At 70.3% G+C, this 24,681-nt stretch carries 12 protein-coding genes and 1 pseudogene; 6 read left to right on the forward strand and 7 right to left on the reverse strand.

Annotation, left to right across the window (positions count from 1 at the left end):
- Nucleotides 1-12,495, reverse strand: coding sequence for a type I polyketide synthase (locus AC5Y7V_RS28210; protein ID WP_499883332.1), 12,495 nt, complete (start codon nucleotides 12,493-12,495; stop codon nucleotides 1-3).
- 324 nt (nucleotides 12,496-12,819) lie between these two features.
- The gene (locus AC5Y7V_RS28215) at nucleotides 12,820-13,182 is read right to left on the reverse strand and encodes a hypothetical protein (RefSeq protein WP_499883333.1); all 363 of its coding nucleotides are present in this window, start codon (nucleotides 13,180-13,182) and stop codon (nucleotides 12,820-12,822) included.
- Between the two features lie 155 nt (nucleotides 13,183-13,337).
- Between AC5Y7V_RS28215 and rbpA the strand changes: the two genes are divergently transcribed.
- Nucleotides 13,338-13,673, forward strand: coding sequence for an RNA polymerase-binding protein RbpA (rbpA, locus tag AC5Y7V_RS28220; protein WP_067015244.1), 336 nt, complete (start codon nucleotides 13,338-13,340; stop codon nucleotides 13,671-13,673).
- On the opposite strand, the pseudogene lnt reads toward rbpA, so the two are convergent.
- The 3 genes and pseudogenes from lnt to AC5Y7V_RS28235 form a co-directional block, all read right to left on the reverse strand.
- Nucleotides 13,670-16,491, reverse strand: a pseudogene (gene lnt, locus AC5Y7V_RS28225) (apolipoprotein N-acyltransferase). The gene rbpA and the pseudogene lnt overlap by 4 nt on opposite strands.
- On the reverse strand, nucleotides 16,484-18,016 hold the full coding sequence (locus AC5Y7V_RS28230) for an amidohydrolase (protein ID WP_499883345.1): 1,533 nt from the start codon (nucleotides 18,014-18,016) through the stop codon (nucleotides 16,484-16,486). Before AC5Y7V_RS28230 ends, lnt begins: the two are co-directional and overlap by 8 nt.
- 113 nt (nucleotides 18,017-18,129) lie before the next feature.
- Nucleotides 18,130-18,633, reverse strand: a complete 504-nt coding sequence (locus AC5Y7V_RS28235; RefSeq protein ID WP_499883334.1) for an FxsA family protein — start codon at nucleotides 18,631-18,633, stop codon at nucleotides 18,130-18,132.
- Nucleotides 18,634-18,706: 73 nt separating this feature from the next.
- Here AC5Y7V_RS28235 and AC5Y7V_RS28240 point away from each other — a divergent pair, with 73 nt between their 5' ends.
- Nucleotides 18,707-19,405: a dienelactone hydrolase family protein gene (locus AC5Y7V_RS28240; RefSeq protein ID WP_499883335.1), complete on the forward strand. Its 699-nt coding sequence runs from the start codon at nucleotides 18,707-18,709 to the stop codon at nucleotides 19,403-19,405.
- A gap of 11 nt (nucleotides 19,406-19,416) precedes the next feature.
- Here the strand turns inward: AC5Y7V_RS28240 and AC5Y7V_RS28245 are convergent, their stop codons facing one another.
- A complete protein-coding gene (locus tag AC5Y7V_RS28245) occupies nucleotides 19,417-20,271 on the reverse strand; it encodes a type 1 glutamine amidotransferase domain-containing protein (RefSeq protein ID WP_499883336.1) in 855 nt (284 codons plus the stop codon).
- 5 nt (nucleotides 20,272-20,276) lie between these two features.
- Entirely contained in the window at nucleotides 20,277-20,663 is a 387-nt protein-coding gene (locus AC5Y7V_RS28250) for a PPOX class F420-dependent oxidoreductase (RefSeq protein WP_499883337.1), read from the reverse strand.
- Between the two features lie 123 nt (nucleotides 20,664-20,786).
- Here AC5Y7V_RS28250 and AC5Y7V_RS28255 point away from each other — a divergent pair, with 123 nt between their 5' ends.
- The 4 genes from AC5Y7V_RS28255 to AC5Y7V_RS28270 are packed head-to-tail and all read left to right on the forward strand — an operon-like array spanning nucleotide 20,787 to nucleotide 24,648.
- On the forward strand, nucleotides 20,787-22,019 hold the full coding sequence (locus AC5Y7V_RS28255; RefSeq protein ID WP_499883338.1) for a DUF1214 domain-containing protein: 1,233 nt from the start codon (nucleotides 20,787-20,789) through the stop codon (nucleotides 22,017-22,019).
- A complete protein-coding gene (locus AC5Y7V_RS28260) occupies nucleotides 22,016-23,161 on the forward strand; it encodes a sulfotransferase family protein (RefSeq protein ID WP_499883339.1) in 1,146 nt (381 codons plus the stop codon). The genes AC5Y7V_RS28255 and AC5Y7V_RS28260 overlap by 4 nt, the downstream gene beginning before the upstream one ends.
- On the forward strand, nucleotides 23,148-23,810 hold the full coding sequence (locus AC5Y7V_RS28265; RefSeq protein ID WP_499883340.1) for a TetR/AcrR family transcriptional regulator: 663 nt from the start codon (nucleotides 23,148-23,150) through the stop codon (nucleotides 23,808-23,810). The genes AC5Y7V_RS28260 and AC5Y7V_RS28265 overlap by 14 nt, the downstream gene beginning before the upstream one ends.
- 34 nt (nucleotides 23,811-23,844) lie before the next feature.
- The gene (locus tag AC5Y7V_RS28270) at nucleotides 23,845-24,648 is read left to right on the forward strand and encodes an SDR family NAD(P)-dependent oxidoreductase (protein WP_499883341.1); all 804 of its coding nucleotides are present in this window, start codon (nucleotides 23,845-23,847) and stop codon (nucleotides 24,646-24,648) included.
- Nucleotides 24,649-24,681 lie beyond the last annotated feature (33 nt).

Genomic DNA, 24,681 nt, shown 5'->3' on the forward strand with positions numbered 1-24,681 from the left:
CTACTCGTCGTCGTCATCGTCCCGCAATGCCGCGTTGACCAGCGCGTCGAGGTCCATGTCGGCGATGTCCTTTTCGGTCGTCGCCGCGGGAGCCGCCTGACCGCCGCTCTCGGCTTCGTCGGCCAGCGCGAGCAGCAATTCCAGCACTCCCGCCTGCCGCAGGCGCTTGACCGGGATGGACCCGACGACCCGCTGGATCTCGGCCTCGCCGGGCGCGGCGGCCGGGGCGCTTTGCTCTGAGGTGCCGACGAGCTCGCGGTAGATGTAGCCGGCCAGCGCGGCGGAGTTCGGGTAGTCGAAGATCAGGGTCGGCGAAAGGGCCAGCCCGGTGGCGGATTTGAGCCGGTTGCGCATCTCGACGGCGGTCAGCGAGTCAAAGCCCAACTCTTGGAAGGCCCGATCCGGATCGATGGACTCGGGGCTGGAGTTGCCCAGGACCGTGGCGATGTTGGAGCGCACCAGGTCGAGCACAACCGCTTGCTGTTCGTCCTCGGGCAGTCCCTCCAGGCGTTGCAGCAGAGCCGATTTCGATTTGGCCGCGGCCAGCGAGTCGTCGACCTGGCGCCGGCTCGGCGCGTTGATCAAATCGACGAACATGGGCGGCAAGGTGCCGTTGTCGAATTTGACGCGCAGCGCGGCCAGGTCGATGTGGGCCGGCAGCATGAACGGCTCGTCGACGATCAGGGCGGTGTCCATCAGTTCCAGCGCCTCGTCGGAGGACATCGCGACGATCCCGTCCCGGCCGAAGCGGGCGCGGTCGGCCGCGCCCAGCGCGCCGGTCATGGCGCTGGCCTGATCCCACAGGCCCCAGGCCAGCGATATCGCCGGCAACCCGAGGTTGCGCCGGTGCACGGCCAATCCGTCCAGGAACGAGTTGGCCGCCGCGTAGTTGGCCTGACCCGACGCCCCGGCCAGCCCGGCCATCGACGAGAACATCACAAACGCGGAAACGTCGAGCTCACGGGTGAGCTCGTGCAGGTTCCACGCCGCGTCGACCTTGGCGCGCAACACCGAGTCGATGCGTTCCGGCGTCAGGGACGAGATCACCGCGTCGTCGAGCACGCCGGCCGCGTGGATCACGCCGGACAGCGGTCGCTGCACCGGGATGTCGGCGAGCACCTTCGCGACGGCCTCACGGTCCGCGGCGTCGCAGGCGACCACCTGCACCTGCGCGCCGGCCGCGGACAGCTCGGTCATCAGCTCGGCCGCGCCGGGCGCGTCCAGGCCGCGCCGGCTCATCAGCACCAGGTGCCGCGCGCCGTGCCGGGTCACGACGTGGCGCGCCAACGCCGAACCGGCCATGCCGGTCGCGCCGGTGATCAGCACCGTGCCCGTCATCCAGGCGTCGGGCATGGTCATCACGACCTTGCCGACGTGGCGGGCCTGGCTCAGGTAGCGCAACGCGGCCGGGGCGCGCCGCACGTCAAACCGGGTGGCCGGCAACGGTTGTAGCACGTCGTCGCCGAACAGGGCGGCCAACTCGTCGAGCAGCTGCGCGATGCGCTCGGGTCCGGCCTCGAAGAGGTCGAAGGCGCGGTAGCGCACGCCCGGGTGGTCGCGTGCGACGATCTCGGGGTCGCGGATGTCGGTCTTGCCCATCTCCAGGAATATCCCGCCGGGGGCTACCAGGCGCAATGAGGCGTCGACGAAATCGCCGGAGAGCGAGTCGAGCACCACGTCCATCCCAGCCACGCCGGTCCTGGCGGTGACCGTCCGGAACTTCTCCTCGAACTCCAGGCTGCGCGAGTCGCCGATGTGGTCTTCGTCAAAGCCCATGGCCCGCAGCGTGTCCCACTTGCCACGGCTGGCCGTCGCGAACACTTCGAGCCCAAGGTGGCGGGCCAGCTGCACGGCGGCCATGCCCACCCCGCCGGCGGCGGCGTGCACGAGCACCCGCTGACCGGGCCGGGCGCCCGCGAGGTCGACCAGCGCGTAGCGCGCGGTGGCGAACACCACCGACGTCGTCGCGGCCGCGGTGTGTGACCAGCCGGCCGGCACCCGGGCCAGCAGCCGCTGGTCGGTGATGGCGATCGTTCCGGTGCCGTCCGGGAACAGGCCCATGACGCGGTCGCCGACCGCGAAACGGCCAACGTCCGAAGCAATTTCGACAACGACGCCGGAGGCCTCGATGCCCATGACGGCGTCCGGGTCGGGGTAGAGGCCCAGCGCGATCATCACGTCGCGGAAGTTGGCGGCGAGGGCCGACACGGCGACCCGCACCTGACCGGGGTCCAGCGGCGCAACGTGCTTAGAGGCGTCGGGGATCCGCTCCAGGCGCAGGTTCTCGATCGTGCCGTAGCTGCTCATGCCCAGCCGCCACGGACCGTCGTCGGGCGGCGTCAAAAGACCGCCGACGGCGCGGCTGCCGTGCACCCGCGCCGTGTAGACGGTCCCATCGCGCAGCAACACCTGCGGCTCGGCCGGCGCCAAAACCGCCGCTATCGCGTCGTCGTCGAGCGGCGCGTCCGTGTCCACGAGCACGATTCGGCCGGGATGCTCCGTCTGCGCCGACCGCACCAGGCCCCACACCGCCGCGCCCGCCAGGTCGGTGACGTCCTCGCCGGGCAACGCCATGGCGCCCCGGGTGGCCACCACCAGCGTTCCCGCCCCCTCGCGGGCCAACCACGACTGCAGCACCGGCAGCACCGCGCGCGTGGCGGCGTGTACCTCCGTGACGACGTCCCCGGGCACCGGCGCCGATTCGAACAGCACCGCTGCGGCCTCGGATTCCGTTGCGCCCCAGGTGGACACCGACACCGGCTGCACCGCGGCCAATGGCTGGGCGGACCACACGACCTCGAAGAGCCGGTCCGGTCCCGAACTCGACACCGCCGCCAGCAGCTGCCGGTCGGTCACCGGCCGGGCCACCATCGACGCCACCGACAGCACCGGCAGCCCCAGGCCGTCGGCCAATTCGATCGACACCGCCGATTCGCCCACCGGCACGATCCGCGCGCGCACCGCCGCGGCACCCGCGGCGTGCAGGGACACCCGCTGCCACGAGAAGGGCACCAGCATCGAACCCTCGGCGAGCTCACCGCCTTCCGACGCCAGGATCACCGCGTGCAGCGCCGCGTCGAGAATCGCGGGGTGGACACCGAACCCGGCCGCCGACACCCCGGCGTCCTCGGGCAGCGCGACTTCGGCAAACACTTCGTCGCCGCGGCGCCACATGGCCGTCAGGCCGCGGAAGGCGGGCCCGTAGCCGTAGCCACGCTCGGCCAGCCGTTCGTATCCGTCGCCGATATCCACCGGGACCGCGCCCACCGGCGGCCACGCCGACAGGTCCCCGCCCGGTTGCACGGACCCGGCGCGCAGCACGCCCTCGGCGTGCAACGACCAGCCGGATCCCGACTCGGCGCGGGAGAAGACCGACACCGTGCGGGCGCCCGAATCGTCGGCGCCCCCAACCACGCCCTGAACCGCGACCGACCCGCCGGCCGGCAACACCAGGGGCGCCGCCAGATTCAGCTCGTCGACGATGCCGCAGCCCACCTGGTCGCCGGCCCGGATCGCCAACTCGACAAATCCCGCACCCGGGAACAGCACGACCCCACCCACGGAGTGGTCGGCCAGCCAGCCTTGCGCGCTGGGCGACAGCCGGCCGGTCAGGACGACGCCGCCGGAGGCCGGCAGGTCCACCACCGCGCCCAGCAGGGCGTGTTCGCCGGCGGTCAGCCCCAGCCCGGCCGCATCCGCCGGGCCGCCGTCGCCGGAGAGCCAAAAGCGCCGGCGTTCAAAGGCATACGTGGGCAGCTCGACGAAGCCGGCGGTCCCCAGCGCGCCGCGCCAGTCCACGTCCATCCCGGTGACGAACCCGTGCGCGACGGCATTGAGCAGCGACACGGGCTCGGGGCGGTCCTTGCGCAGCGCCGGCATGGTGGTCACCGCGACATCGGGTAGCGACTCCTCGATCGAGGCCGTCAGGCCGCCGCTCGGCCCGATTTCGAGGAAGCGGCTGGCACCGGCGGAGTGCGCGAAGCGCACGCTGTCGGCGAATCGCACGGCTTCGCGGACGTGCCGCTTCCAGTACGCCGTCGATCCGAAGTCGTCGCCCGCCGGTTGCCCGGTCAGGTTCGAGACGATCGGGATGGTGGGCTTACCGACGACGAGACCTCCCGCGACGGTGCCGAATTCGTCGATCATCGGATCCATCAGCGGGGAGTGGAACGCGTGGGACACGGCGAGCCGGTGGACGCGGCGGCCGTCGGCGCGCAGCCGATCGGCGATCGCGGTCACCCCGGCGTCGGGGCCGGAAATCACCACGGAGGCGGGCCCGTTGATCGCCGCGATGCCGACCTCGGGCGTCAGTAGCGGTCGCACCTCGTCCTCGGTGGCCTGCACGGCGATCATCGCCCCGCCCGCGGGCAGCGCCTGCATGAACCGGCCACGGGCGGCCACAAGTACCGCCGCGTTCTGTAGCGACAGGACCCCGGCGACGTGTGCGGCGGAAATCTCGCCGACCGAGTGACCCATCACGAAATCGGGCCGCACCCCCCAGGACTCGAGCAGCCGGAACAGGGCGACTTCCACAGCGAACAGGGCCGGCTGCGCGAATTCGGTTGTGTTCAGCAGGTTTTCGTCCTGGCCCCACATGACGTCGCGCAGGGGCCGCAGCAGGTGCTGGTCCAATTCGCCCAGCACCGCGTCGAACGCCTCGGCGAACACCGGGTATGCCGCGTGCAAACCCGTTCCCATGCCGAGCGTTTGGGAGCCCTGGCCGGGGAAGACGAAGACGGTCTTGCCCGGCGTCGCCGTGCCCCGCACGACCGAGGCGCCCTCACCGGCGGCCAGCTCGTCGAGGCCGGCCAACAGTTGTTCGCGGTCCGCACCGACGACGACGGCTCGGTGCTCGAAGTTCGAGCGGCCCGCCAGCGTCCACCCCACATCGGCGACGTCGAGCTCGTCGTGGGCGCGAACGTGGGTCGCGAGCCGGGAAGCCTGCGCCGCCAGCGCCGCCGCCGATTTCGAGGACACCGCCCACGGCACCACCGGCACCGTGGAGCGCTCCGCGGCGGGCTCCGACCCGGCGGGTGCGGCCTCGATGATCACGTGCGCGTTGGTGCCGCTGATGCCGAACGAGGAGACGCCGGCGCGGCGCACCCGGGTCGCCGGCCAGGGGTGGGACTCGGTCAGCAAAGACACAGCTCCCAGCGACCAATCCACATGCGGGCTCGGCTCGTCGACGTGCAATGTGGCCGGCAACGTCTCGTGGCGCATCGCCAAGACCATCTTGATCACACCGGCGACGCCGGCCGCGGCCTGCGTGTGACCCATGTTCGACTTGATCGACCCAAGCCACAGCGGCTCGGCGCGGTCTTGCCCGTAGGTCGCCAACAACGCTTGGGCCTCAATCGGATCGCCCAACATCGTTCCGGTGCCGTGGCCCTCGACCGCGTCCACCTCGGCGGCGGACAGCCCGGCGTTGGCCAGCGCCGCCCGCACCACCCGCTGCTGTGACGGACCGTTGGGCGCGGTCAGGCCGTTCGAGGCGCCGTCCTGATTGATCGCCGAACCCCGCACCACCGCCAGCACCCGGTGCCCGAGCCGCTGGGCGTCCGACAGACGCTCCACCACGAGCATGCCGCCGCCTTCGGAGAATCCGGTGCCGTCGGCCGCGCCGGCGTAGGCCTTGCACCGTCCGTCCGCGGACAACCCGCGCATGCGGCTGAACTCGACGAAGATGTCCGGTGTGGCGTTGACCGTGACGCCGCCGGCCAGCGCCAGATCGGATTCACCCGAGCGCAGCGACTGCACCGCCATGTGCAGGGCCACCAGCGACGACGAGCATGCGGTGTCCACCGACACCGCGGGGCCCTCCAGCCCCAGCGCGTACGAAATGCGGCCCGACGCCACGCTCGACGACTGCCCGGTCAGCCGGAAGCCCTCGGCGGCCGGCGGGGCGCCGATGCCGTAGCCCTGCGTGTACACCCCGGCGAACACGCCGGTCGCGCTGCCCCGCAGCCCACCGGGTTCAATCCCGGCGCGCTCCAACGCTTCCCAGGACAGCTCCAGGAACAGGCGCTGCTGCGGGTCCATGGCCAGCGCCTCGCTCGGCGTGATCCCGAAGAAGGCGGGGTCGAAGTCGGCGACACCGTCGACGAAGCCGCCGGTGCGGGTGTAGCACGTGCCCGGAACGTCGGGGTCGGGGTGGTACAGCGCGAGCAGGTTCCAGCCGCGGTCGCTCGGGAATTCCGAAAGCACGTCGCGGCCGGCGGTCAGCATCTCCCACAGGTCCTCGGGGGAATCCACCCCGCCGGGATAGCGGCACGACATGCCGACGATCACGATCGGATCGTCGTCGGTGGCGCGGACGACCGGGGCGTGCGTGATCTCCTGCGGCACCCCGGCGAGTTCGGTGCGCATGTAGCTCGCAAGGCCGTTGGGTGTCGGGTAGTCGAAGATCAACGTGGGCGAAAGCGCCAGGCCGGTGGCGGTTTTGAGGCGGTTGCGCATTTCGACCGCGGTCAGCGAGTCGAAGCCCAGCTCCTGGAACGCCTTGTCCGGGTCGATCGCCTCGGCGGTGGTGTTGCCCAGCACGGTGGCGATGTGCGAGCGCACCAGGTCCAGCAGCACGGCGTGCTGCTCGGCTTCGGGCAGCCCGTGCAGGCGATGCGCCAGAGCCGATTTCGATTTCGCGGCACTCAGCGAGTCGTCGACGCGGCGGCGGGCCGGCGTGTTGACCAGGTCGCTGAACATCGGCGGCACCGCCATGGCGTGGGCGCGCAGCGCGCCGAGATCGATGCGGGCGGGCGCCAGGAACGGTTCGTCGACGATCAGCGCGGCGTCGAACAGCTCCATCGCCTCGGCCGAGGACAACGCCAGGATCCCGTCGCGGCCCAGCCGGGCGAGGTCGGCAGCGTCCAGCCCACCGGTCATGACGCTGGCCTGATCCCACAGCCCCCACGCCAGCGAGGTCGCCGGCAGCCCGTGCGCCCGCCGATGCGCGGCCAGGCCGTCCAGGAACGAGTTGGCCGCCGCGTAGTTGCCCTGACCCGACGAGCCCACCAGCCCGGCCATCGAGGAGAACATCACGAACGCCGACAGCTCCCGGCCGCGGGACAGTTCGTGCAGGTTCCACGCCGCATCGACCTTGGCCCGCAACACCGCATCCACGCGCTCGGGCGTCAGCGAGGTGACCATCGCGTCGTCGAGCACGCCCGCGGCGTGAACGACACCCGACAGCTCCGGCAGATCGGCGAGCACCGCCGCGAGGGCCGCACGGTCGGCCGCGTCGCACGCGACCACCCGCACCCGGGCCCCCGCTGCCTCCAACTCGGCGACCAATTCGGCCGACCCCGGCGCGCCCGGGCCGCGCCGGCTCAGCAGCGCCAGGTCCCGGACGCCGTGCTGCGCCACCAGGTGACGGGACAGCGTCGCACCCGCCATGCCCGTGCCGCCGGTGATCAGGACGGTGCCGGACGCCAGGCCGGCCGGCAGCCTCATGACGACCTTGCCCACGTGGCGGGCCTGGCTCAGGTACCGCAACGCGGTGCGCGCGCGCCGCACGTCAAACGTCGTCACCGGCAACGGTTTCAGCACCCCGGCGTCGAACAGCCCGGCCAGCTCCAGCATCCACTCATGCATCCGGGGGCGGCCCGGCTCGAAGAGGTCGAACGCGCGATAGCGCACGCCCGGATAGTCGCGGGCGACCGCGCCTGGGTCGCGGATGTCGGTCTTGCCCATCTCCAGGAACACGCCGCCGGGGGCGACCAGACGCAGTGAGGCATCGACGAATTCGCCGGCCAGCGAGTCCAACACGATGTCCATCCCGGCCCTGCCGGTCCTACCGGTCACCGCCCGGAACTTCTCCTCGAAGTCCAGGCTGCGCGAGTCCGCGATGTGGTCGTCGTCAAAGCCCATGGCCCGCAGGGTGTCCCACTTGCCGCGGCTGGCGGTGCCGAACACCTCCAGGCCCAGATGCCGGGCCAGCTGAACGGCGGCCATTCCGACGCCGCCGGCGGCGGCGTGCACCAACACCCGCTGTCCCGGTTTGACATCGGCCAGGTGAATGAACGCCATGTAGGCGGTGGTGAAGACGGCGGAGATGGCGGCGGCCTCGGCATAGGACCAGTCTTCGGGCTTGTGCACCAGCAGGCGGACGTCGCCGGCGACCAGCGTGCCGCTGCCGTCGGGGAAGAACCCGTACACCGAATCGCCGACCGCGAATTCGGTGACCCCCGGCCCGATCTCGACCACCACGCCGGCGCCCTCGCCGCCGAGCAGCGCGTCGTGGGTGAACATGCCCAGGGTGATCATGACGTCGCGGAAGTTCGCGGCGATCGCGCGCAGGGCCACCCGCACCTGGCCCGGCTCCAGCGGCGCGTCGGCGTTGGGCACCGGCTCCAGGCGAAGGTTCTCGAACGTGCCCGCGCTGCTGATGCCCAGCCGCCACGGCCCGTCCGCCGGGGGCACCAGAAGGCCGTCGACCGCGCGGCTGCCCTGCACCCGCGGGTGGTAAACCTTGCCGCCGCGCACCAACAGCTGCGGTTCGCCGGCCGCGAGGGCGGCGGCTATCGCAGCGTCGTTAAGGGGCGCATCGGAATCCACGAGCACGATGCGGCCGGGGTGCTCGGTCTGCGCCGACCGTGCCAGCCCCCACACCGCCGCGCCGGCCAGATCGGTGACGTCCTCCCCCGGCAACGCCATCGCGCCGCGGGTGGCCACCACCAGCACGCCGGAGTCGTGGTCGGTCAGCCACGACTGGACCGCGGCCAGCGCCTGGTGCGTGCGCTCATAGGTCTGGGCCAGCGGGTCTTGCCCGGCGGCAAGGGATTCGAACAGCTGATACGCCGGAGCCTCGGCATTGGCCGGCGCGGTTACCGTCGCCGGTGACCAGTTCACCTCGAAGAGCCGGTCCGGCCCCGCGCCGGACACCGCCGCGCGCAGCTGCTGCTCGCTGACCGGACGGGCCGCCATCGCGCGCACCGACAGCACCGGCAACCCCAGGCCGTCGGCCAGTTCGATGGACACCGCTGACGGCCCGGCGGGCGCGATGCGCGCGCGCACCGCCGATGCGCCCGCGGCGTGCAGCGACACACCCTCCCAGGAGAACGGCAACACGACTTCGTCTGTGCGGCCGGCGATTTGGTGGCCCATCACCAGGGCGTGCATCGCCGCATCGAGTAACGCGGGGTGCACACCGAATCCGTTGACGCCCCCGGCGGCGTCGGGCAGCCGCACTTCGGCGAACACCTCGTCGCCGCGGACCCACGCCGCGGTCAGGCCCCGGAACGCGGGCCCATAGCCGTAGCCACGGTCCGCCAACCGTTCGTAGCCCTCGGCCGGGTCGGCCGCGACCGCCCCCGCCGGCGGCCACACCGAAAAGTCGGCGGCCGGCTCAACCGAACCCTTGCCGAGGGTGCCCTCGGCGTGGCACACCCAACCGGAGCCCGCGTCGTGGCGCGAGAAGATCGACACGCCGCGCCGGCCGCTCTCGTCTTCGGCCCCCACCACCACCTGCACGGCGACCGAACCCGAGCCGGAATCCTTGGCGGGCAACATCAACGGGGCCTGCAGAGTCAGTTCGTCGACCGTCGAGCAGCCGACCTCGTCACCGGCGCGGATCGCCAACTCGACGAACCCCGCGCCGGGGAACACCGCCACACCGGAGACGGCGTGATCGGCCAGCCAACCCTGCACGCCGGCGGACAACCGGCCCGTCAGCAGCACCCCGCCGGTGGCAGGCAGCTCCACGACCGCGCTCAGCAGCGGGTGCTCGCTGGTGCCCAGCCCCAAGCCGGTGGCGTCGGCCGCGACGCCTTCCCCGGACAGCCAAAACCGGCGCCGGTCAAAGGCGTACGTCGGCAGCTCGACAAAGCCCGCGCCGTCCAGCGCGCCGCGCCAGTCCACGGCCACTCCCGCGACGAACGCGGTGGCGGCCGAGGTCAGGAACCTCTCGAGCCCGCCGTCGTCGCGGCCCAGCGTGGGCACGACGATCGCCTCACTGATTTGCGGGCTGTCGCCCGCTAAGGAGCTGTTGGCGGTGTCTTCGATCCCGGCGATCAACGCGGGGTGCGGGCTGGATTCGATGAACGTTCGGAACCCGTGCTCGCACGCGCTGCGCACCGCCTGGTCGAACTGAACGGTCTGCCGGATGTTGCGGTACCAGTAGTCGGCGTCCAATCCCGCGGTGTCCAAGCGATTTCCGGTCACCGTCGAGAAGAACGCGGTGCGCGAGGACCGCGGCTCGAGCCCGGTCAAGACCTCGGCGAGCTCACCCCGGATCGCCTCGACCTCGACCGAATGCGAGGCGTAGTCGACGTCGATCCGCCGGGTGCGCAGCTCCAGGTCGGCGCAGAACCCGACGAGTTCGTCCAGCGCGGCCCCGTCGCCGGACACCACGACGGCCGACCGGCCGTTGACGGCGGCGATGCTGACGCGATTCCCGTAGGGCGCCAGCAGTTCCCTGGCCCGTTCGGTGCTGCACGCGATGGACAGCATGCCGCCGGGGCCGGCCAGTGAGCGCAGCAGCTTGCTGCGCAACGTGACCACCCGCGCGGCGTCCCGCAACGACAGCGCACCGGCGACATAGGCCGCCGCGATCTCGCCCTGCGAGTGCCCGATCACCGCGTCGGGGCTGACCCCGACCGACTTCCACAGCTCGGCCAGCGACACCATCACCGCAAACAGCACCGGCTGCACCACGTCCACGCGGTCCAAGCCCGGGGCGTCCGACGCGCCGCGCAGGACGTCGGTCAGCGACCAGTCGACGAACTCGGCGAAGGCCTCTTCGCACGCCCGGATGTGTTGCGCGAATACCGGTGTGGTGTACAGCAATTCGACGCCCATGCCCAGCCATTGGGAGCCCTGGCCGGGGAAGACGAAGACGGTCTTGCCCGCGGCGGACGCGGTGCCGCGGACCACCGACAGGGGCTCGTCGACGTCGCAGCGGGCCAGCTCGTCCAGTCCGGCCAGCAACCGGTCCCGATCGCCGCCCACGATGACCGCGCGATGCTCGAACGTCGAACGGCCGGCCAGCGACCACCCCACGTCGGCGACGTCGAACTCCGGGTGCGCGCCGAGATGCCCCGCCAACCGGGCGGCCTGCAGTTGCAACGCCTTTGCGGACTTCGCCGAGATCACCCACGGCACCACGGCCGGTGTCGGGGCGGCCTCCCGGGGCTCGGCGGCGGGCACCGCCTCCACGATCACGTGCGCGTTGGTGCCGCTGATCCCGAACGACGACACGCCCGCGCGCCGTGGGCGACCCGCCGGCCAGGGCCGGGCCTCGCTGAGCAGTGACACCGCGCCCGCCGACCAATCCACGTGCGGGCTGGGCACATCGACGTGCAGCGTCGCGGGCAGCGTCTCGTGGCGCATCGCCTGCACCATCTTGATCACCCCGGCGACGCCGGCGCCCGCCTGCGTGTGACCCATGTTCGACTTGATCGATCCCAGCCACAACGGCTCGTCGCGGTCTTGGCCGTAGGTGGCCAACAACGCCTGCGCCTCAATGGGATCGCCGAGCGTGGTCCCGGTGCCGTGGCCCTCGACGACGTCCACGTCGGCGGCCGCGAGCCCGGCATTGGCCAGCGCGGCGCGCACCACCCGCTGCTGCGACGGGCCGTTGGGCGCGGTCAGCCCGTTCGACGCGCCGTCCTGATTGACGGCCGAGCCTCGCACCACCGCCAGCACCGGATGCCCGAGCCGTCGCGCGTCCGACAACCGCTCCACGACCAGCATGGCGCCGCCCTCGGACCAGCCGACGCCGTCGGCGGCGCCCGCGTAGGCCTTGCAGCGGCCGTCCGGCGCCAGCCCGCGATGCCGGCTGAACTCGACGAAGACCGTGGGCGTGGCGTTGACGGTTGCGCCGCCGGCCAGGGCCAGGTCGCACTCGCCCGAGCGCAGCGACTGCACCGCCATGTGCAGGGCCACCAACGACGACGAGCACGCTGTGTCCACCGACACCGCCGGGCCCTCCAGCCCGAGCACGTACGACACCCGGCCCGAGGCGACGCTGGAGGTCATGCCGGTGAGCCGGTAACCCTCGATCTCCTCGGCCAACATGCCGTAGCCCTGAACGATGAGCCCGGCGAAGACGCCGGTGGCGCTGCCGCGCAGGCCGCCGGGATCGATCCCCGCCCGCTCCAGCGCCTCCCACGACAGCTCCAACAGCATCCGATGCTGGGGGTCCATCGCCAGCGCCTCACTCGGCGCGATGCCGAAGAACGCGGCGTCGAAGTCCGCGACGCCGTCCACGAAGCCGCCGGTGCGGGCGTAGGTCTTGTGCCGCGCGTCGGGATCGGGATCGAACAACCCCGCCACGTCCCAGCCGCGATCGGTGGGAAAGTCCGTGATCACGTCGCGGCCGTCGGCCACCATCTGCCACAGGTCCTCGGGGGTCTCGACCCCGCCCGGGAAGCGGCACGACATGCCGACGATGGCGATCGGCTCGCTCGACCGCTCCAGCAACGCACGGTTGGTGCGCTTCAGGCGTTCCACCTGGACCAGCGCTTTGCGCAGCGCTTCGGTCGCATGCTGGAGTTGATCCATTACTAACCTCGCCTACCCCGACCTGGCATGTGGGCCGTCTGATGGCCGCCGGATGCGGCATTTGCCGAGCGCCGTTGCCGAGTCACAGAAGTTGCCGCACGAATCGGTCTCGTGGATTTTCGACCAGCTCCACCAAACTTCGTGCTGCTCTCCGACCCAAGAATGTCGCTCGTGAGTATGGCCAACTCCGGCAGGATTTCAAAACGTCCGATACTCCCGGCTGCTAACGAAGGACCGGCGTCGACCTGTACACCCGAGTACGCCGGGTCCGCCGCCCATGGCGCGACTGTACTCGGGAACCCATCGGTGGTGGTCAAAGCCGGGTTAGACGCCCGCCCGGCGCCAACCGTCGGCGGCGCGGGCGGCCTGGATCAGCACGTCGCACAGTTCCCGCAGCTCGGCCGTGGCGGCCCCCTCGTCGAGCGCCGTGGCAACGTCCTCCGCGGCGCATCGCACCTGGTAAACGCGATCCGAGAGGTCGGCGGCGTCCTCGGCCGACAGCACCACCGCGTCGGCGGGCAATGCCGCCACCCCTTCCTGATTCAAGCCCCGGTTCAGTGAGGCGCGCTGCTCGTAGGCGCGTTGCCGGCAGGACTGCCGGCAGTACTGGCGACGGCGGCCCATCCCGGCGTCGGTCACGTCCCGACCGCACCACCGGCACGGGTGGGGGCGGGCGCGGCGGGTCACGCCTGCCGAGGATAGTCGGCCGTGATCGGCAATCCCGTATCATTGAAGGTCGCGTCGCGTATGCCGCGTGTCGGCCTGGGAACTACGCGGGCCGTCGTTACGTTTGCTAAACGGAAATTGCACCACAGCCCACAGGATCTAAAGGAGTAGCACCCATGGCCGATCGCGTCCTGAGAGGCAGTCGCCTTGGAGCCGTGAGCTACGAGACCGACCGCAACCACGACCTCGCGCCGCGTCAGATCGCGCGGTACCGCACCGAGAACGGCGAGGAGTTCGAGGTCCCCTTCGCCGACGACGCCGACATCCCCGGCACCTGGCTGTGCCGCAACGGCATGGAGGGCACCCTCATCGAGGGCGACCTGCCCGAGCCGAAGAAGGTCAAGCCGCCGCGCACGCACTGGGACATGTTGCTGGAGCGCCGCTCGGTCGAAGAGCTCGAAGAGCTGCTCAAGGAGCGACTCGAGCTGATCCGGTCGCGCCGCCGCGGCTAACCGCGGTTGTCGGCCCGGATCGCGCGGGGGCGCGAGGAGCGCCCCTCGATGCCCCACCGGGTGACTTTGACCAGCGCCTCGCGGATGTTGGATCCGCTCATCTTGGAGACGCCGAGTTCGCGCTCGGTGAAGGTGATCGGCACCTCGGCGATGACGAACCCATTGCAGACGGTGCGCCAGGTCAAGTCGATCTGGAAGCAATAGCCCTTGGAGTCCACGGCGTCCAGGCCGATCGTCTCGAGCACTTCGCGGCGGTAGGCCCGGTAGCCGGCGGTGATGTCGTGCACGCCGACGCCGAGGGCGACCCGCGCGTAGGTGTTGGCCGTCCACGACAGCGCCCAGCGCCGCCACGGCCAGTTGCGCACCGCTCCCCCCTCGACGTAACGGGAACCGATCGCCAGATCGGCGCCGGCGTCGACCGCGTCCAGCAGCAGGTGCAGCTGTTCGGGCGCGTGGCTGCCGTCGGCGTCCATTTCGACGAGCACCGAATAGTCCCGGCTCAGACCCCAGGCGAAACCGGCCAGGTAGGCCGCGCCCAGGCCGTCCTTGGCGGTGCGGTGCATCACGTGGATGCGGTCGGGGTCGGCCGCCGCGAGCTCGTCGGCGAGCTGCCCGGTGCCGTCGGGGCTGTTGTCGTCGACGATGAGTAGGTGCACTTTCGGGCACGCCGTGGTCAACCGCCGGTGGATCACCGGTAGGTTCTCCCGCTCGTTGAACGTCGGGATGATCACCAGGACGCGCTCGCTGGGACGCTCGCCCGGGACCCGGGGCGCCGGCTGGCCGGTGGTCATGTAGCTCCTTTGTCTCGCCCGAAATCAGGTAGGCCGCCCTGCTCGGGCGGGGTGTCGTCATCGCCGTCCTCGGCCGGCGCAGTGCCTTGCGCTCTCCCCGCGTCGCCCTCGTCGGGCGGGGGTTCGCCCGGGGGCGTTCCGGCGTCTTCCGATTCACCGCGAGGCCTGGACCTCCGAAGAATCGGACGCGCGAACCATCCATTGTGCCGTATCCCGACCAGAATGACCGCTCCGGCCGCTGCGACCAAAACCCACTGCAGGATCGGGCCCCACCGGGTCGCGGGCGTCAGCTTGGTCTTGAGACGCACCTGCATGTCGAGGTAGGCGGGCTCGAAGAAATCGGTGCGGACCAGGTCGGCGCCGTCGGGGGCGATCACCGCGCTGATCCCGGTGGTTCCGGCGACCACCACGTAGCGGTCGTGCTCCACCGCCCGGACCTTGGCGAACGCCAGCTGTTGTTCGCTCATGGTCTTGTTGAAGGTCGCGTTGTTGGCGGGCACGGCCAGCAGCTGGGCACCGCCCAGCACCGCCTTTCGCGGGGACCGGTCGAAGATGACTTCCCAGCACGTGGACACCCCGACCGGTACTCCGGCGATGTTCACCACGCCGCTGCTTCGGCCGGGCACCATGTGCCCGGCCCGGTCGGCATAGCCGGAGAGGTGCTTGAACAGCCACGGCATCGGCAGGTACTCCCCGAACGGCTGCACGATTTCCTTGTCGTGGCGATCGGCCGGCCCGCTGACCGGATTCCACACGATGACCGTGTTGGTGTACTGCGGGTTGTCCGGGGTGCGGCCGGGCACGTCGAGCACCGTGCCGACCAGTATCGGCGCACCGATCGCGGCGACGGCCCGCGCGACCTGCTCGGCGGCGTCGGGGTTGGCGAGGGGGTCGATGTCCGAGGAGTCCTCCGGCCAGATCACGAACTGCGGTTGCGGGGCCAGCCCCGCGCGCACGTCCTCGGCCAGCTGCTGGGTCTCGCGGACGTGGTTGTCCAGCACCGCCCGGCGTTGGGAGTTGAAGTCCAGGCCCAGCCGCGGCACGTTGCCCTGGACGACGGCGACGGTGACCGAGGGTTCGCCGCCCGCTCCCGCGCCCGCGTGCCGCACCTGCGGCCAGATGATGACGGCGGCGAACAACACCAGGCAGATGCAGACGCCCGGCAGCACCACGGCCGGCGGCGGCGCGGGCTCTTTCGCGGCTGCTGAGCCGGTCGGGTGCCCGGTTTTCCACCACTTCGCGATCTCCAGCGCGATCGCGGTCGCGCTGAATCCCACCAGCACGACGGCCATGGACAGCAGCGCGACCCCGCCGAGCTGGACCAACGGCAACAACGGACCCTGCGCTTGACCGAAGGCGACCGCGCCCCAGGGAAAGCCGCCGAACGGAAAGATCGACTTCAGCCATTCCTGGGCCGCCCACAGCAGCGCGAACCAGATCGGCCAGCCGGGCAGCCGTCGCACGACGACGGCGCACAGGCCGAATAGCGCGGGAAAGAGCGCACAGGTGGCCGCCAGCACCAGCCAGGGCACGGCGCCCACCAGCGTGCTGATCCACGGCAACAGCGGCACGTAGAAGGCCAGCCCGAACAGGAAGCCGTAGCCGAACCCGCCCGCCGGTGTCGTCGCCGGATGCTGTAGCACCCAGGCCAGCAACGCGGCGGCGACGACGGCGGCCCACCACCAGTTCACGGCGGGGAAGCTGGCGAACAGCAGCAAGCCGCCCGCGATGGCGAGCGCGAGTCGCGGCAGGCGGGGCCGCAGCGCGGCCCAAACGCCCGGGAGCCGCGCGATCGCCGCCGCGCCCACCCCGGCGAGCACGCGGCGCGTCGCGGCCCCGGGCCGGGCGGGCGGGCGGGCCGCCTCTTCCGGCTCGTCGGCGCTTGGGGCCTCGTCGGCCCTTGCGGGCTCGTCGGCGCGGATCTCGGCGGCGTCGTCGTCCCGCTCCGATTCGGCCTCTTCGCTGATCGGGTCGCTTATCGGGTCCTGGTCGGGGGGCTGGAGGCCGCCGAACCACTCCCTAGCCATGGATGACAGCGCCTCGATGCACGGTTCGACGGCACGTCGGCAACGGGTCGTGGGGGCCCAGCGGCGGCAGCGCGGGCACCCGGGAGCGGGGGTCGGTGGACCAGCGCTGGACGGCGTCGCGCGGCGCCTGGACGTCGAGGGCCCCGGCGTCCCACACGGCGTAGGAAGCGGGCCCGCCGGGCACCAGCGTGCCCGCCTGGCCGTCGCGTGCGCCGCCCGCCCGCCAGCCGCCGCGGGTGGCGGCCGCGAACGCGGCCCGCGCCGACACCGCGCTGCCCGGGGTGTGGTGATTGACCGCCGCGCGCACGCTCGCCCACGGGTCGATGCCCGTAACGGGGGCGTCGGAACCGAGCGCGAGGGGCACGCCTTGGGATGCTAACAGCGCAAGGGGGTTCAGTCGGCTGCCTCGTTCGGCGCCGAGCCGCCGGGCGTACATGCCGTCGGCGCCACCCCACAACGCATCGAAATTGGGCTGCACGCTGGCGATGACGCCCCACGCGCCCAGTTTGGCGGCCTGGTCGGCGGTGACCATCTCCACGTGCTCCAGGCGGTGCCCGCAGCGGGCGACGGCGGCCACCCCGAGGTCCGCGACGACCCGTTCCAACGCCGCGACCGCCGCGGAGACCGCGGCGTCGCCGATGACGTGGAAACCGGCCGTCACCTCCGCCTCGGTGCATGCCCGCAGATGGGCTTCGATGGCGCCGGGATCCAGGTAGCAGGTGCCGGCGCGGTCTGGGGCGTCGGCGTACGGCTCGTGCAGCCAGGCGGTGCGCGACCCCAGCGCCCCGTCGACGAACAGGTCGCCGGCCAGCCCGCGGGCGCCCGTCTCGTCCCGCAGCGCCCGCGCCTCGGCCGCCGTGGTGACGGCCTGGCCCCAGTAGCCGACGATCTCGACGCCTTCATCGATCTCACGGAGCCGCAGCCAGTCGTCGAGCCCGCCGATCTCGGGACCCGCGCATTCATGCACCGCGACGATGCCGGCCGCGGCGGTGGCCCGCAGCGCGGCCGTCCGGGCCTCGGCCAGCTGCTGGGGCGTCAGCAGGCCGCGGGCGACGGCGCGGACCAGGTGATGGGCGTCGCCGACCAGCGGCCGCTCCGGGTCGAAACCGGCCGCCGCGGGCAGGTCCGCGACCCGCCGGCGCAGCGCCGTGGAGGCCAGCGCGGAGTGGACGTCGACGCGGGTCAGGTAGGCGGGCCGGTCACCGAGGACGGCGTCCAGCTCGGCGGTGCTCGGCGGCGCGTTCTCGGGCCACGACGATTCGTCCCAGCCATGGCCCCACACCGGCCGGCCCGGGTGGGCGGCCGCGTGCTCGGCAATCATCCGCAGGCACTGGGCGCGGGACGCGGCGGGTTGCAGGTTCAGGCCGCTGAGCGTCAGGCCGGTCGCGGTGAGGTGGATGTGGCTGTCCACGAACCCCGGCGCCACGAAGCCGCCGTCCAGGTCCTCGACCCGGGCGTCCGGGAACTGGCTGCGCCCGACGTCGTCGCTGCCCAGCCAGGCGATGACGTCGCCGCGGACCGCCATGGCGGTGGCGTCGGGATGGCTCGGGCTGTGCACCCGCCCGTTGACCAGCAGCGTGGTGGGCGTGTCGGTCACAGGCCAAAACTACGTGTGACGGCGTTCAGATCAATCCCGGATCAATCCCAGGCGGGGTTTCCGGGATATCCGCCGCGCATCTCGCTGGGCAGGGCGGGCGCCCGGAAGTCCCGCACGTCGACGACCTCGCCGTCGATGTAGTCGCGGCCGTCGGTCTCGGCCCCGAAAAGCGTCGCCTCGGCGATCAGCGGCACCCGCCGCCGCAAGGCACGCATCAGTCCCGCGCCGGCGACCCTTCGAATCGGGGGGACCAGCAGCAACAGGCCCAAAGCCGTGGTGACCAGCCCCGGGACGAGGACCAGCGCGATGGCCAGGGTGACCAGCGCCCCGTCGCCCGCCGCCGTGCGCGCCTCGGTCAGCCCGGAGCGCAATTGCCCGATCTGCCGGATCAGCTGCGAACCGGCCATCGGCGCCAGCACGACCCACCCGATCACGAACGTGCCCAGCAGCGCCAGCAGCGTCCAGCCCCATCCGACGGACGAGACCAGCGCGATGACCGCCGCGAGCTCGACGACGGCGTAGATGAGGAACAGCCGCGACATCATGTGAGGCCAACGTCCGCGGGCCACCATGGAGTTCCCCTGGTGTCGCCCGACACGGCTGCAGTTAGATGACGCTATGGCAACGATTCAGATCGACACCCCGGACGGATCGATTGACGCGCTGTTGAACGTTCCCCAGGGACAGGGCCCGTGGCCGGGCGTGGTGGTGATCCACGACGCATTCGGCTACGGCCGGGACAAGCAGGCGACCAACGAGCGCATCGCGCGGGGCGGGTACGTGGCGCTCACCCCGAACATGTATGCCCGCGGCGGCCGCGTCCGCTGCATCACCCGGGTCATGCGGGAGATGCAGGCGCAGCGGGGGCGCGCCCTCGACGACATTCTGGCGGCGCGCGATCACCTCAAGGCCATGCCGGAGTGTTCCGGGCAGGTCGGCATCGCGGGGTTCTGCATGGGCGGGCATTTCGCGCTCGTCATGTCGCCCAAGGGTTTTGGGGCCTCGGCGCCGTTCTACGGGACTCCGCTGCCGCGCAACCTCGACAAGACCCTGGACGGGGCGTGCCCGATCGTCGCGAGCTTCGGCGGCCGTGACCCCCTGGGCAAGGGTGCGCCCGAGAAATTCCGGGACGTAACCGAGGCCAAGCAGATCACCACGGACACCAAGGTCTACCCCGGCGTGGGGCACAGCTTCGCGAACACGCTGCCCGCCCAGCCGCTGCTTCGCATCGCCGGTTTCGGCTACGACGAGGCCGCCACCGACGACGCGTGGAACCGCGTCTTCTCCTTCTTCCGGGAGCACTTGAAGACGGGCTGAAACCCGTTGGATCACCTCAGCTTTCGCGACACGACGTTCGCGAAGCTATGCGTGTCGCCGGGCCAGCGCGCCGACACATAACTGCCGTCGTCGACGACGAACGCGGGCCGCGAATCGCTCGCGGTGTCACGCACCATCCCCGACGACTTCAGCAACCGGTGCGGCGTGTCGCTGCCGACGTCTTGGAAATCCGTCGGATCCTTCAGGGCGCGAGTGACTTCCGACTGCACGGACATGTAGCCGACCGGCTGACCGGGCTCCTCGGTATAGGTTCGGTAGTAATCGCGATCCCACAATCGGGTCATCCGGGTGAGCCGCCAGGCCAGGCCCTCCATCGCCCACGTCAGCGCCGTGGTCTTGCGACCGTAGAGCACCGAGCGACCGGTGGCGGGATCGACGCTGCGCGCGGCGAGCAGCACGCCGTGACAAATCGCGCCCACGAGCAGCCCCCGGCCGAAGGCGTCCACGACGAGGCGCTGCAGGATGTCGCTGTCGACGTAACCGCGCATCCCCCGGGCGCGATGGCCGCCGGGCAGCAGCAGCGCGTCGATGCCGTCGAGGCTCGCTTGCGACCAGCTGACCGGATGCTGAAATTCCGCCGATCGCAGCATGTCCCGGTACGCCTGGCGGCCGTCCTTGTTGGCCCGCAGCATCAACCCGACGACCGGGACGCGGCCCAGCAGCGGCAGCGCGGACCAGATGTCCAACCCGCGGCCGGTCACCATGATGTCGTCGGCGACGCCGGGCGCGCCGCTCTCGGTGGCGAAGACCACCCGGTGCCCGTCGCGCGTCAGGACCCGCCAGCTGACGGCGACCTCGGTCGGGTCGAAGTCGCGGTCCGGGATCGGGATGAGGACGGTCCCCATTTGCCTTAGCCTGGCGCCACTTTCAGCTCGAGGCCGACGTTGTTGTCCATGCCGCCGCGCAGCTTGCTGAAGAAGTTGAACACCTTGCCGACAATGCCGTACCGGCTGCCGATGGCGTCGTAGACAGCGCCGGTCTGCGACTTGTCGAGGATCGCCGCGGTGCCCTCGACCGCCTCGCTGGTCGGCCGGCCCTGCATGGTGCAGGTGGCCAGCGTGACCCGCGGGGTGTTGCGGATCCGCTTGACCTTCCACGACTTTTCCTGGGTGATGACCAGCAGCCGGTCGCCGTCGGCCGCGGCCCAGATCGGCACCGGCTTGGGCCGCCCGTCCTTGGTGAAGGTGGTCAGCAGCAGGTATTGCGCCTTGGCGAGGTCGGCAAAGGTGGGTGTCACGGTGTCAACCTACCGCTGCGGACGCGACGTTGACATTCGCATCCGTTCCCTGCATAGTCGTCGACATTAGCCGAAAATCTGATTTTCACTTAAGGGCGCGAGCACAGGACCGAGCGGGGAGACATGAGCGACCCTAATAAGCCACTGTCGTGGTTGCCGTTCTCGATCGCCGAGGCGGCGCTGTCCGGTGCGTCCGGTGACGCCGATCTGGGACAAGCTTGGTCGTACCTGATGGACCGGCTCCGCGAAGCCGCGCAGGTCGTCGAGTCCGACCCCGCGAACCGAAATCGGGTCGATCTTGCCGCCGGCTTGCGACATCTCCTCGTGCTCCTCGCCGCCGGCATCGACGAGGTGCTGCGGTTCGATCCCGATCCCATCCTGTCCGTCCAACGCACCAGTACCGACGACATCGTGACCTGGGGAATGGAGTGTCCGGACTGCATTTACACCCGCGCGGTCCTGCACGGCGGGCAGAGCTACCGACTGTTCGGCAATCGCGGCACCGCCCGGTACGTCGGGCTGCAGACGATGAATGGCATCGCGTCGACGGCAAACGCACTGGTTGACGAACTCGAGGTGGACTCCGCGGGAAACTTCGAGGTGCTGCTGTCTGCCTCTGAGGAGACGGGGCGAACGGGTAATTGGATGCGTATCGACGGCGAGCATCCCACGTTGACGGTGCGGCACTTCTTCTACGACTGGGATGCCGAGGTGGCATCGTCGCTACGCATCGAGCGGCTCGACGCCACGGTGGAGGCCATCGGCCGCCCGGTGGATACACACCACGCGCTGACGAAGCAACTGGTCGCCCTCGGCGACTTCGTTCAGGACAACCTGGCGTTCTTTCTGCAGTTCGGTGCGGCGCCCCCGACAAATGGGTTCCTGCCACCGATCGACCGCAGCGATATCGGAGCGGCGGCCGAGAACAGGCCGGTTATCGGTCGGTGGGAGCTGCGCCCGGGCGAGGCCCTAATCGTCGAAGTGGTACCGCCGGAAGGCGTCTACTGGAGCTTTTCCATCGGCAACCCGTGGTGGGAGACCATCCATTACGGGCGCCATCAATCCAGTCTGAACGCCCACCAGGCCGCCGTGGATTCCGACGGGCTGGTGCGTGTAGTGCTGTGCGCGGAGGATCCTGGAGTCGCGAATTGGCTCGACACCGCCGGCTACAGCAACGGGCCCGTCATCCTGCGCTGCGTGCGCACCGAGACGGCGCCGACGCCCAGCACCCGGATCGTGCCGTTCGACCGCATCCACGCCGAATTGCCCTCGGACACCGCAGAAGTCACTCCCGACGAGCGGAAATCGATCCTCGCGGCACGCCGGCAGGCCGTACACGAAAGGTTCGGACGATGACGTTCGATGCCGACGAGTTAGAAGAGGGCGCCCGGGCCGCAACCGGTCTCGACGATTTAGGTTCGCCCTATTACCGCGAGGGGCTCGAACGCATCGTTGAGGCACTGAACACCGAGGCGGACCTCAACGACATGGGCCGGGTCATCCAGCACGCCACCGTCAGCAACGCCCTGATCCAACGCCTCCGGATCGAGAACACCTACGCTGCGCACCCCGAAATCGATGACCAGGTAGTCGGCGGACCAGTTTTCGTGATCGGACTACCGCGCACCGGAACCACCGCGCTGAGCCAACTCGTGGCCGCCGACCCTCAGTTCCGGTCCCTACGGATGTGGGAATCCCAGGCACCCACGCCGCCGCCGGAGGCCGCCACCCAGCACAGTGACCCGCGGATCGCGCAGGCCGAGGCCGGCCTGAAGATGCTCGACGACATGTTCCCGTTGATGAAAACGATGTACAACTCCGAGCCCACAGCCCCGACCGAATGCCAGGACCTGATGGGCATGAGTTTTCGCACTTTCCACTTCGACGGCGCCGTCCGCGCACCCGGATATCTGGCGTGGCTGATGAATTGCGATATGCGCGAGACGTACACCTTCCACCGGCGAGTGCTCAAGCTGTTGCAATGGCACTGCCCACCGGTTCTGTGGCACCTCAAGACGCCCGTGCACATGTTCGCGCTCGACGCGCTCGTCGAGGCCTATCCGAACGCCAAATTCCTATGGAGTCACCGCGATCCGGCTAAGGTGATGGCCTCCGTGTGCAGTCTGATCCAATACGTGCGCAGCTGGAGCAGCGATCGCAACGACGCCAAGGAACTCGGCGCGGAACAGGTGGACAGCTGGGTTGAAGGTGTGCGGCGGGCAATGGACTTTCGCGCGAGGCAGGGCGACGAGCGATTCGCCGACGTCTCGTTCGCCGATCTGCAAAGTGATCCGGTGCGCACCCTGCAAACCAGCTACGATTCCTTGGGTTTGCCCTTTACCGATGCGACTCTGCACGCGGTCACGCAGTGGGCGCAGGGACATCGCCCGGGCTCCCGCGGCACCCACGAATACGACCTGGCCGACTACGGCCTAACGCCCGAGGGTGTTCGCGAGCGGTTCGCGGGCTACCTGGCCGCCTACGATGCCACCGCCTGACTCCGTGGGCGCTCCTCGCGCGCCGCGAAGCGACAAGTTGGGTCCAGACGCAACGGTGCGACGCAAGATCCTCGCCGCTGCGTCAAAGACGCTGCGGGAAAGCGGAATTCAAGGGCTCAGCATCGCGGCTGTTCTTGAACGAAGCGCATTGGGCACCCGGGCGTTCTATCGTCATTTCGACTCCAAGGACGAACTGGTGGCAGCGCTGTTCCTTGAATCGGCGCGTGTCGAAGAACGGCGACTTCGACGCCGAATGGCGTCTGCCAACACGGAGATCGACGCGGTCGCCGCGTGGATCGACGGGCGACTCGACTTGGCCTTCGACGCCAACATCAAATCCGACTTGCGCCGCCTATCGCTCGAGGCTCAATCGCAGATGTTCGGCTCCCCCACTCTGGTCATGCCCGCATACGCGCAATTGCTCAAGCCGCTCACCGAGGCTCTTCAACGTGGTCTGCAGCACGGGGTGTTCCACCACATCGATCCGGTGACCGATGCGGAGGCCATTCACGCCGTGGTGTGGGCGGGCATCGAGCGGCAATGGATGACCGGCGACTATGACCGCGACAGCGTCCGTCAACGCGCGCTTCGGTTCTGCTTGGGCGGCCTCGGCGTGCCGGCGGAAGCGATCGCGCGGGTTTCGCTCTGAACGACGACAACGCAGCAACCGGAAGGAGACGTCGATGGACCTGGGTTTCACCGATTCGACGGCAGTGGTCACAGGCGGCAGCAAGGGTATGGGGCTGGCCATCGCCGAAACCCTTGCGGCCGAAGGGGCCAGCGTGGCGGTGATGGCCAGGAGCCCGGGAGCGCTGGACGCCGCCGTGGAATCGCTGCGCGAGGCGGGCGCTCCAGATGCCGTGGGGATCAGCGTGGATATGGCTGATGCCCAATCCATCGCCGATGGCTTCGCCGCGGTCTCGGAGCGTTGGGGGCGCCTCAACAGCCTCGTCCACACGATTGGACCGGGTGACGGCTATTTCGAGCAGATGGACGACACGCAATGGGGCGACGCGTTCACACTTGGCACGATGTCGGCCGTGCGATCGATCCGTGCCTCGTTGCCGTTGCTGCGCGCCGCGGATTGGGCCCGGATCGTCACGCTGTCGGCGCATTCGATTCAGCGACAGAACCCGCGCATCGTGGCCTACACGGCATCGAAGGCGGCATTGGCCAGCGTCACGAAGAACCTATCGAAAAGCCTTGCCAAGGACGGCATTCTGGTCAACTGCGTGTGCCCCGGAACTATCGTGACAGCCAGCTTCACCGAAGTACTCAAAGACATCCTCGCCGCCGACGGGCTCGACGCCACCAACCCGGTCGATGTCATGACCTGGATCGACAACAATTTCCACCAGCCCTGCGACCTTGGCCGTGCCGGACTTCCCGAAGAGGTCGCATCCGTCACCGCCTATCTGGCGTCTCGCCGAAATGGCTATGTCACCGGCGCCACCGTCAACGTGGACGGCGGGTCGGACTTCATCTGACCCACCGCCGGCTCGTGCCGAGTGTGCGGCCAG

It is taken from the genome of Mycobacterium sp. NGS34, from assembly GCF_059812845.1.

Excerpts from the sequence above, each read along its gene's own strand:
- AC5Y7V_RS28265 (WP_499883340.1), top strand. The coding sequence starts at position 23,148 with ATGCCACCGCCTGACTCCGTGGGCGCTCCTCGCGCGCCGCGAAGCGAC.
- AC5Y7V_RS28245 (WP_499883336.1), bottom strand. The coding sequence starts at position 20,271 with ATGGGGACCGTCCTCATCCCGATCCCGGACCGCGACTTCGACCCGACC.
- AC5Y7V_RS28230 (WP_499883345.1), bottom strand. The coding sequence starts at position 18,016 with ATGGCGGTCCGCGGCGACGTCATCGCCTGGCTGGGCAGCGACGACGTC.
- AC5Y7V_RS28210 (WP_499883332.1), bottom strand. The coding sequence starts at position 12,495 with ATGGATCAACTCCAGCATGCGACCGAAGCGCTGCGCAAAGCGCTGGTC.
- AC5Y7V_RS28240 (WP_499883335.1), top strand. The coding sequence starts at position 18,707 with ATGGCAACGATTCAGATCGACACCCCGGACGGATCGATTGACGCGCTG.
- AC5Y7V_RS28255 (WP_499883338.1), top strand. The coding sequence starts at position 20,787 with ATGAGCGACCCTAATAAGCCACTGTCGTGGTTGCCGTTCTCGATCGCC.
- rbpA (WP_067015244.1), top strand. The coding sequence starts at position 13,338 with ATGGCCGATCGCGTCCTGAGAGGCAGTCGCCTTGGAGCCGTGAGCTAC.
- AC5Y7V_RS28235 (WP_499883334.1), bottom strand. The coding sequence starts at position 18,633 with ATGATGTCGCGGCTGTTCCTCATCTACGCCGTCGTCGAGCTCGCGGCG.
- AC5Y7V_RS28260 (WP_499883339.1), top strand. The coding sequence starts at position 22,016 with ATGACGTTCGATGCCGACGAGTTAGAAGAGGGCGCCCGGGCCGCAACC.
- AC5Y7V_RS28270 (WP_499883341.1), top strand. The coding sequence starts at position 23,845 with ATGGACCTGGGTTTCACCGATTCGACGGCAGTGGTCACAGGCGGCAGC.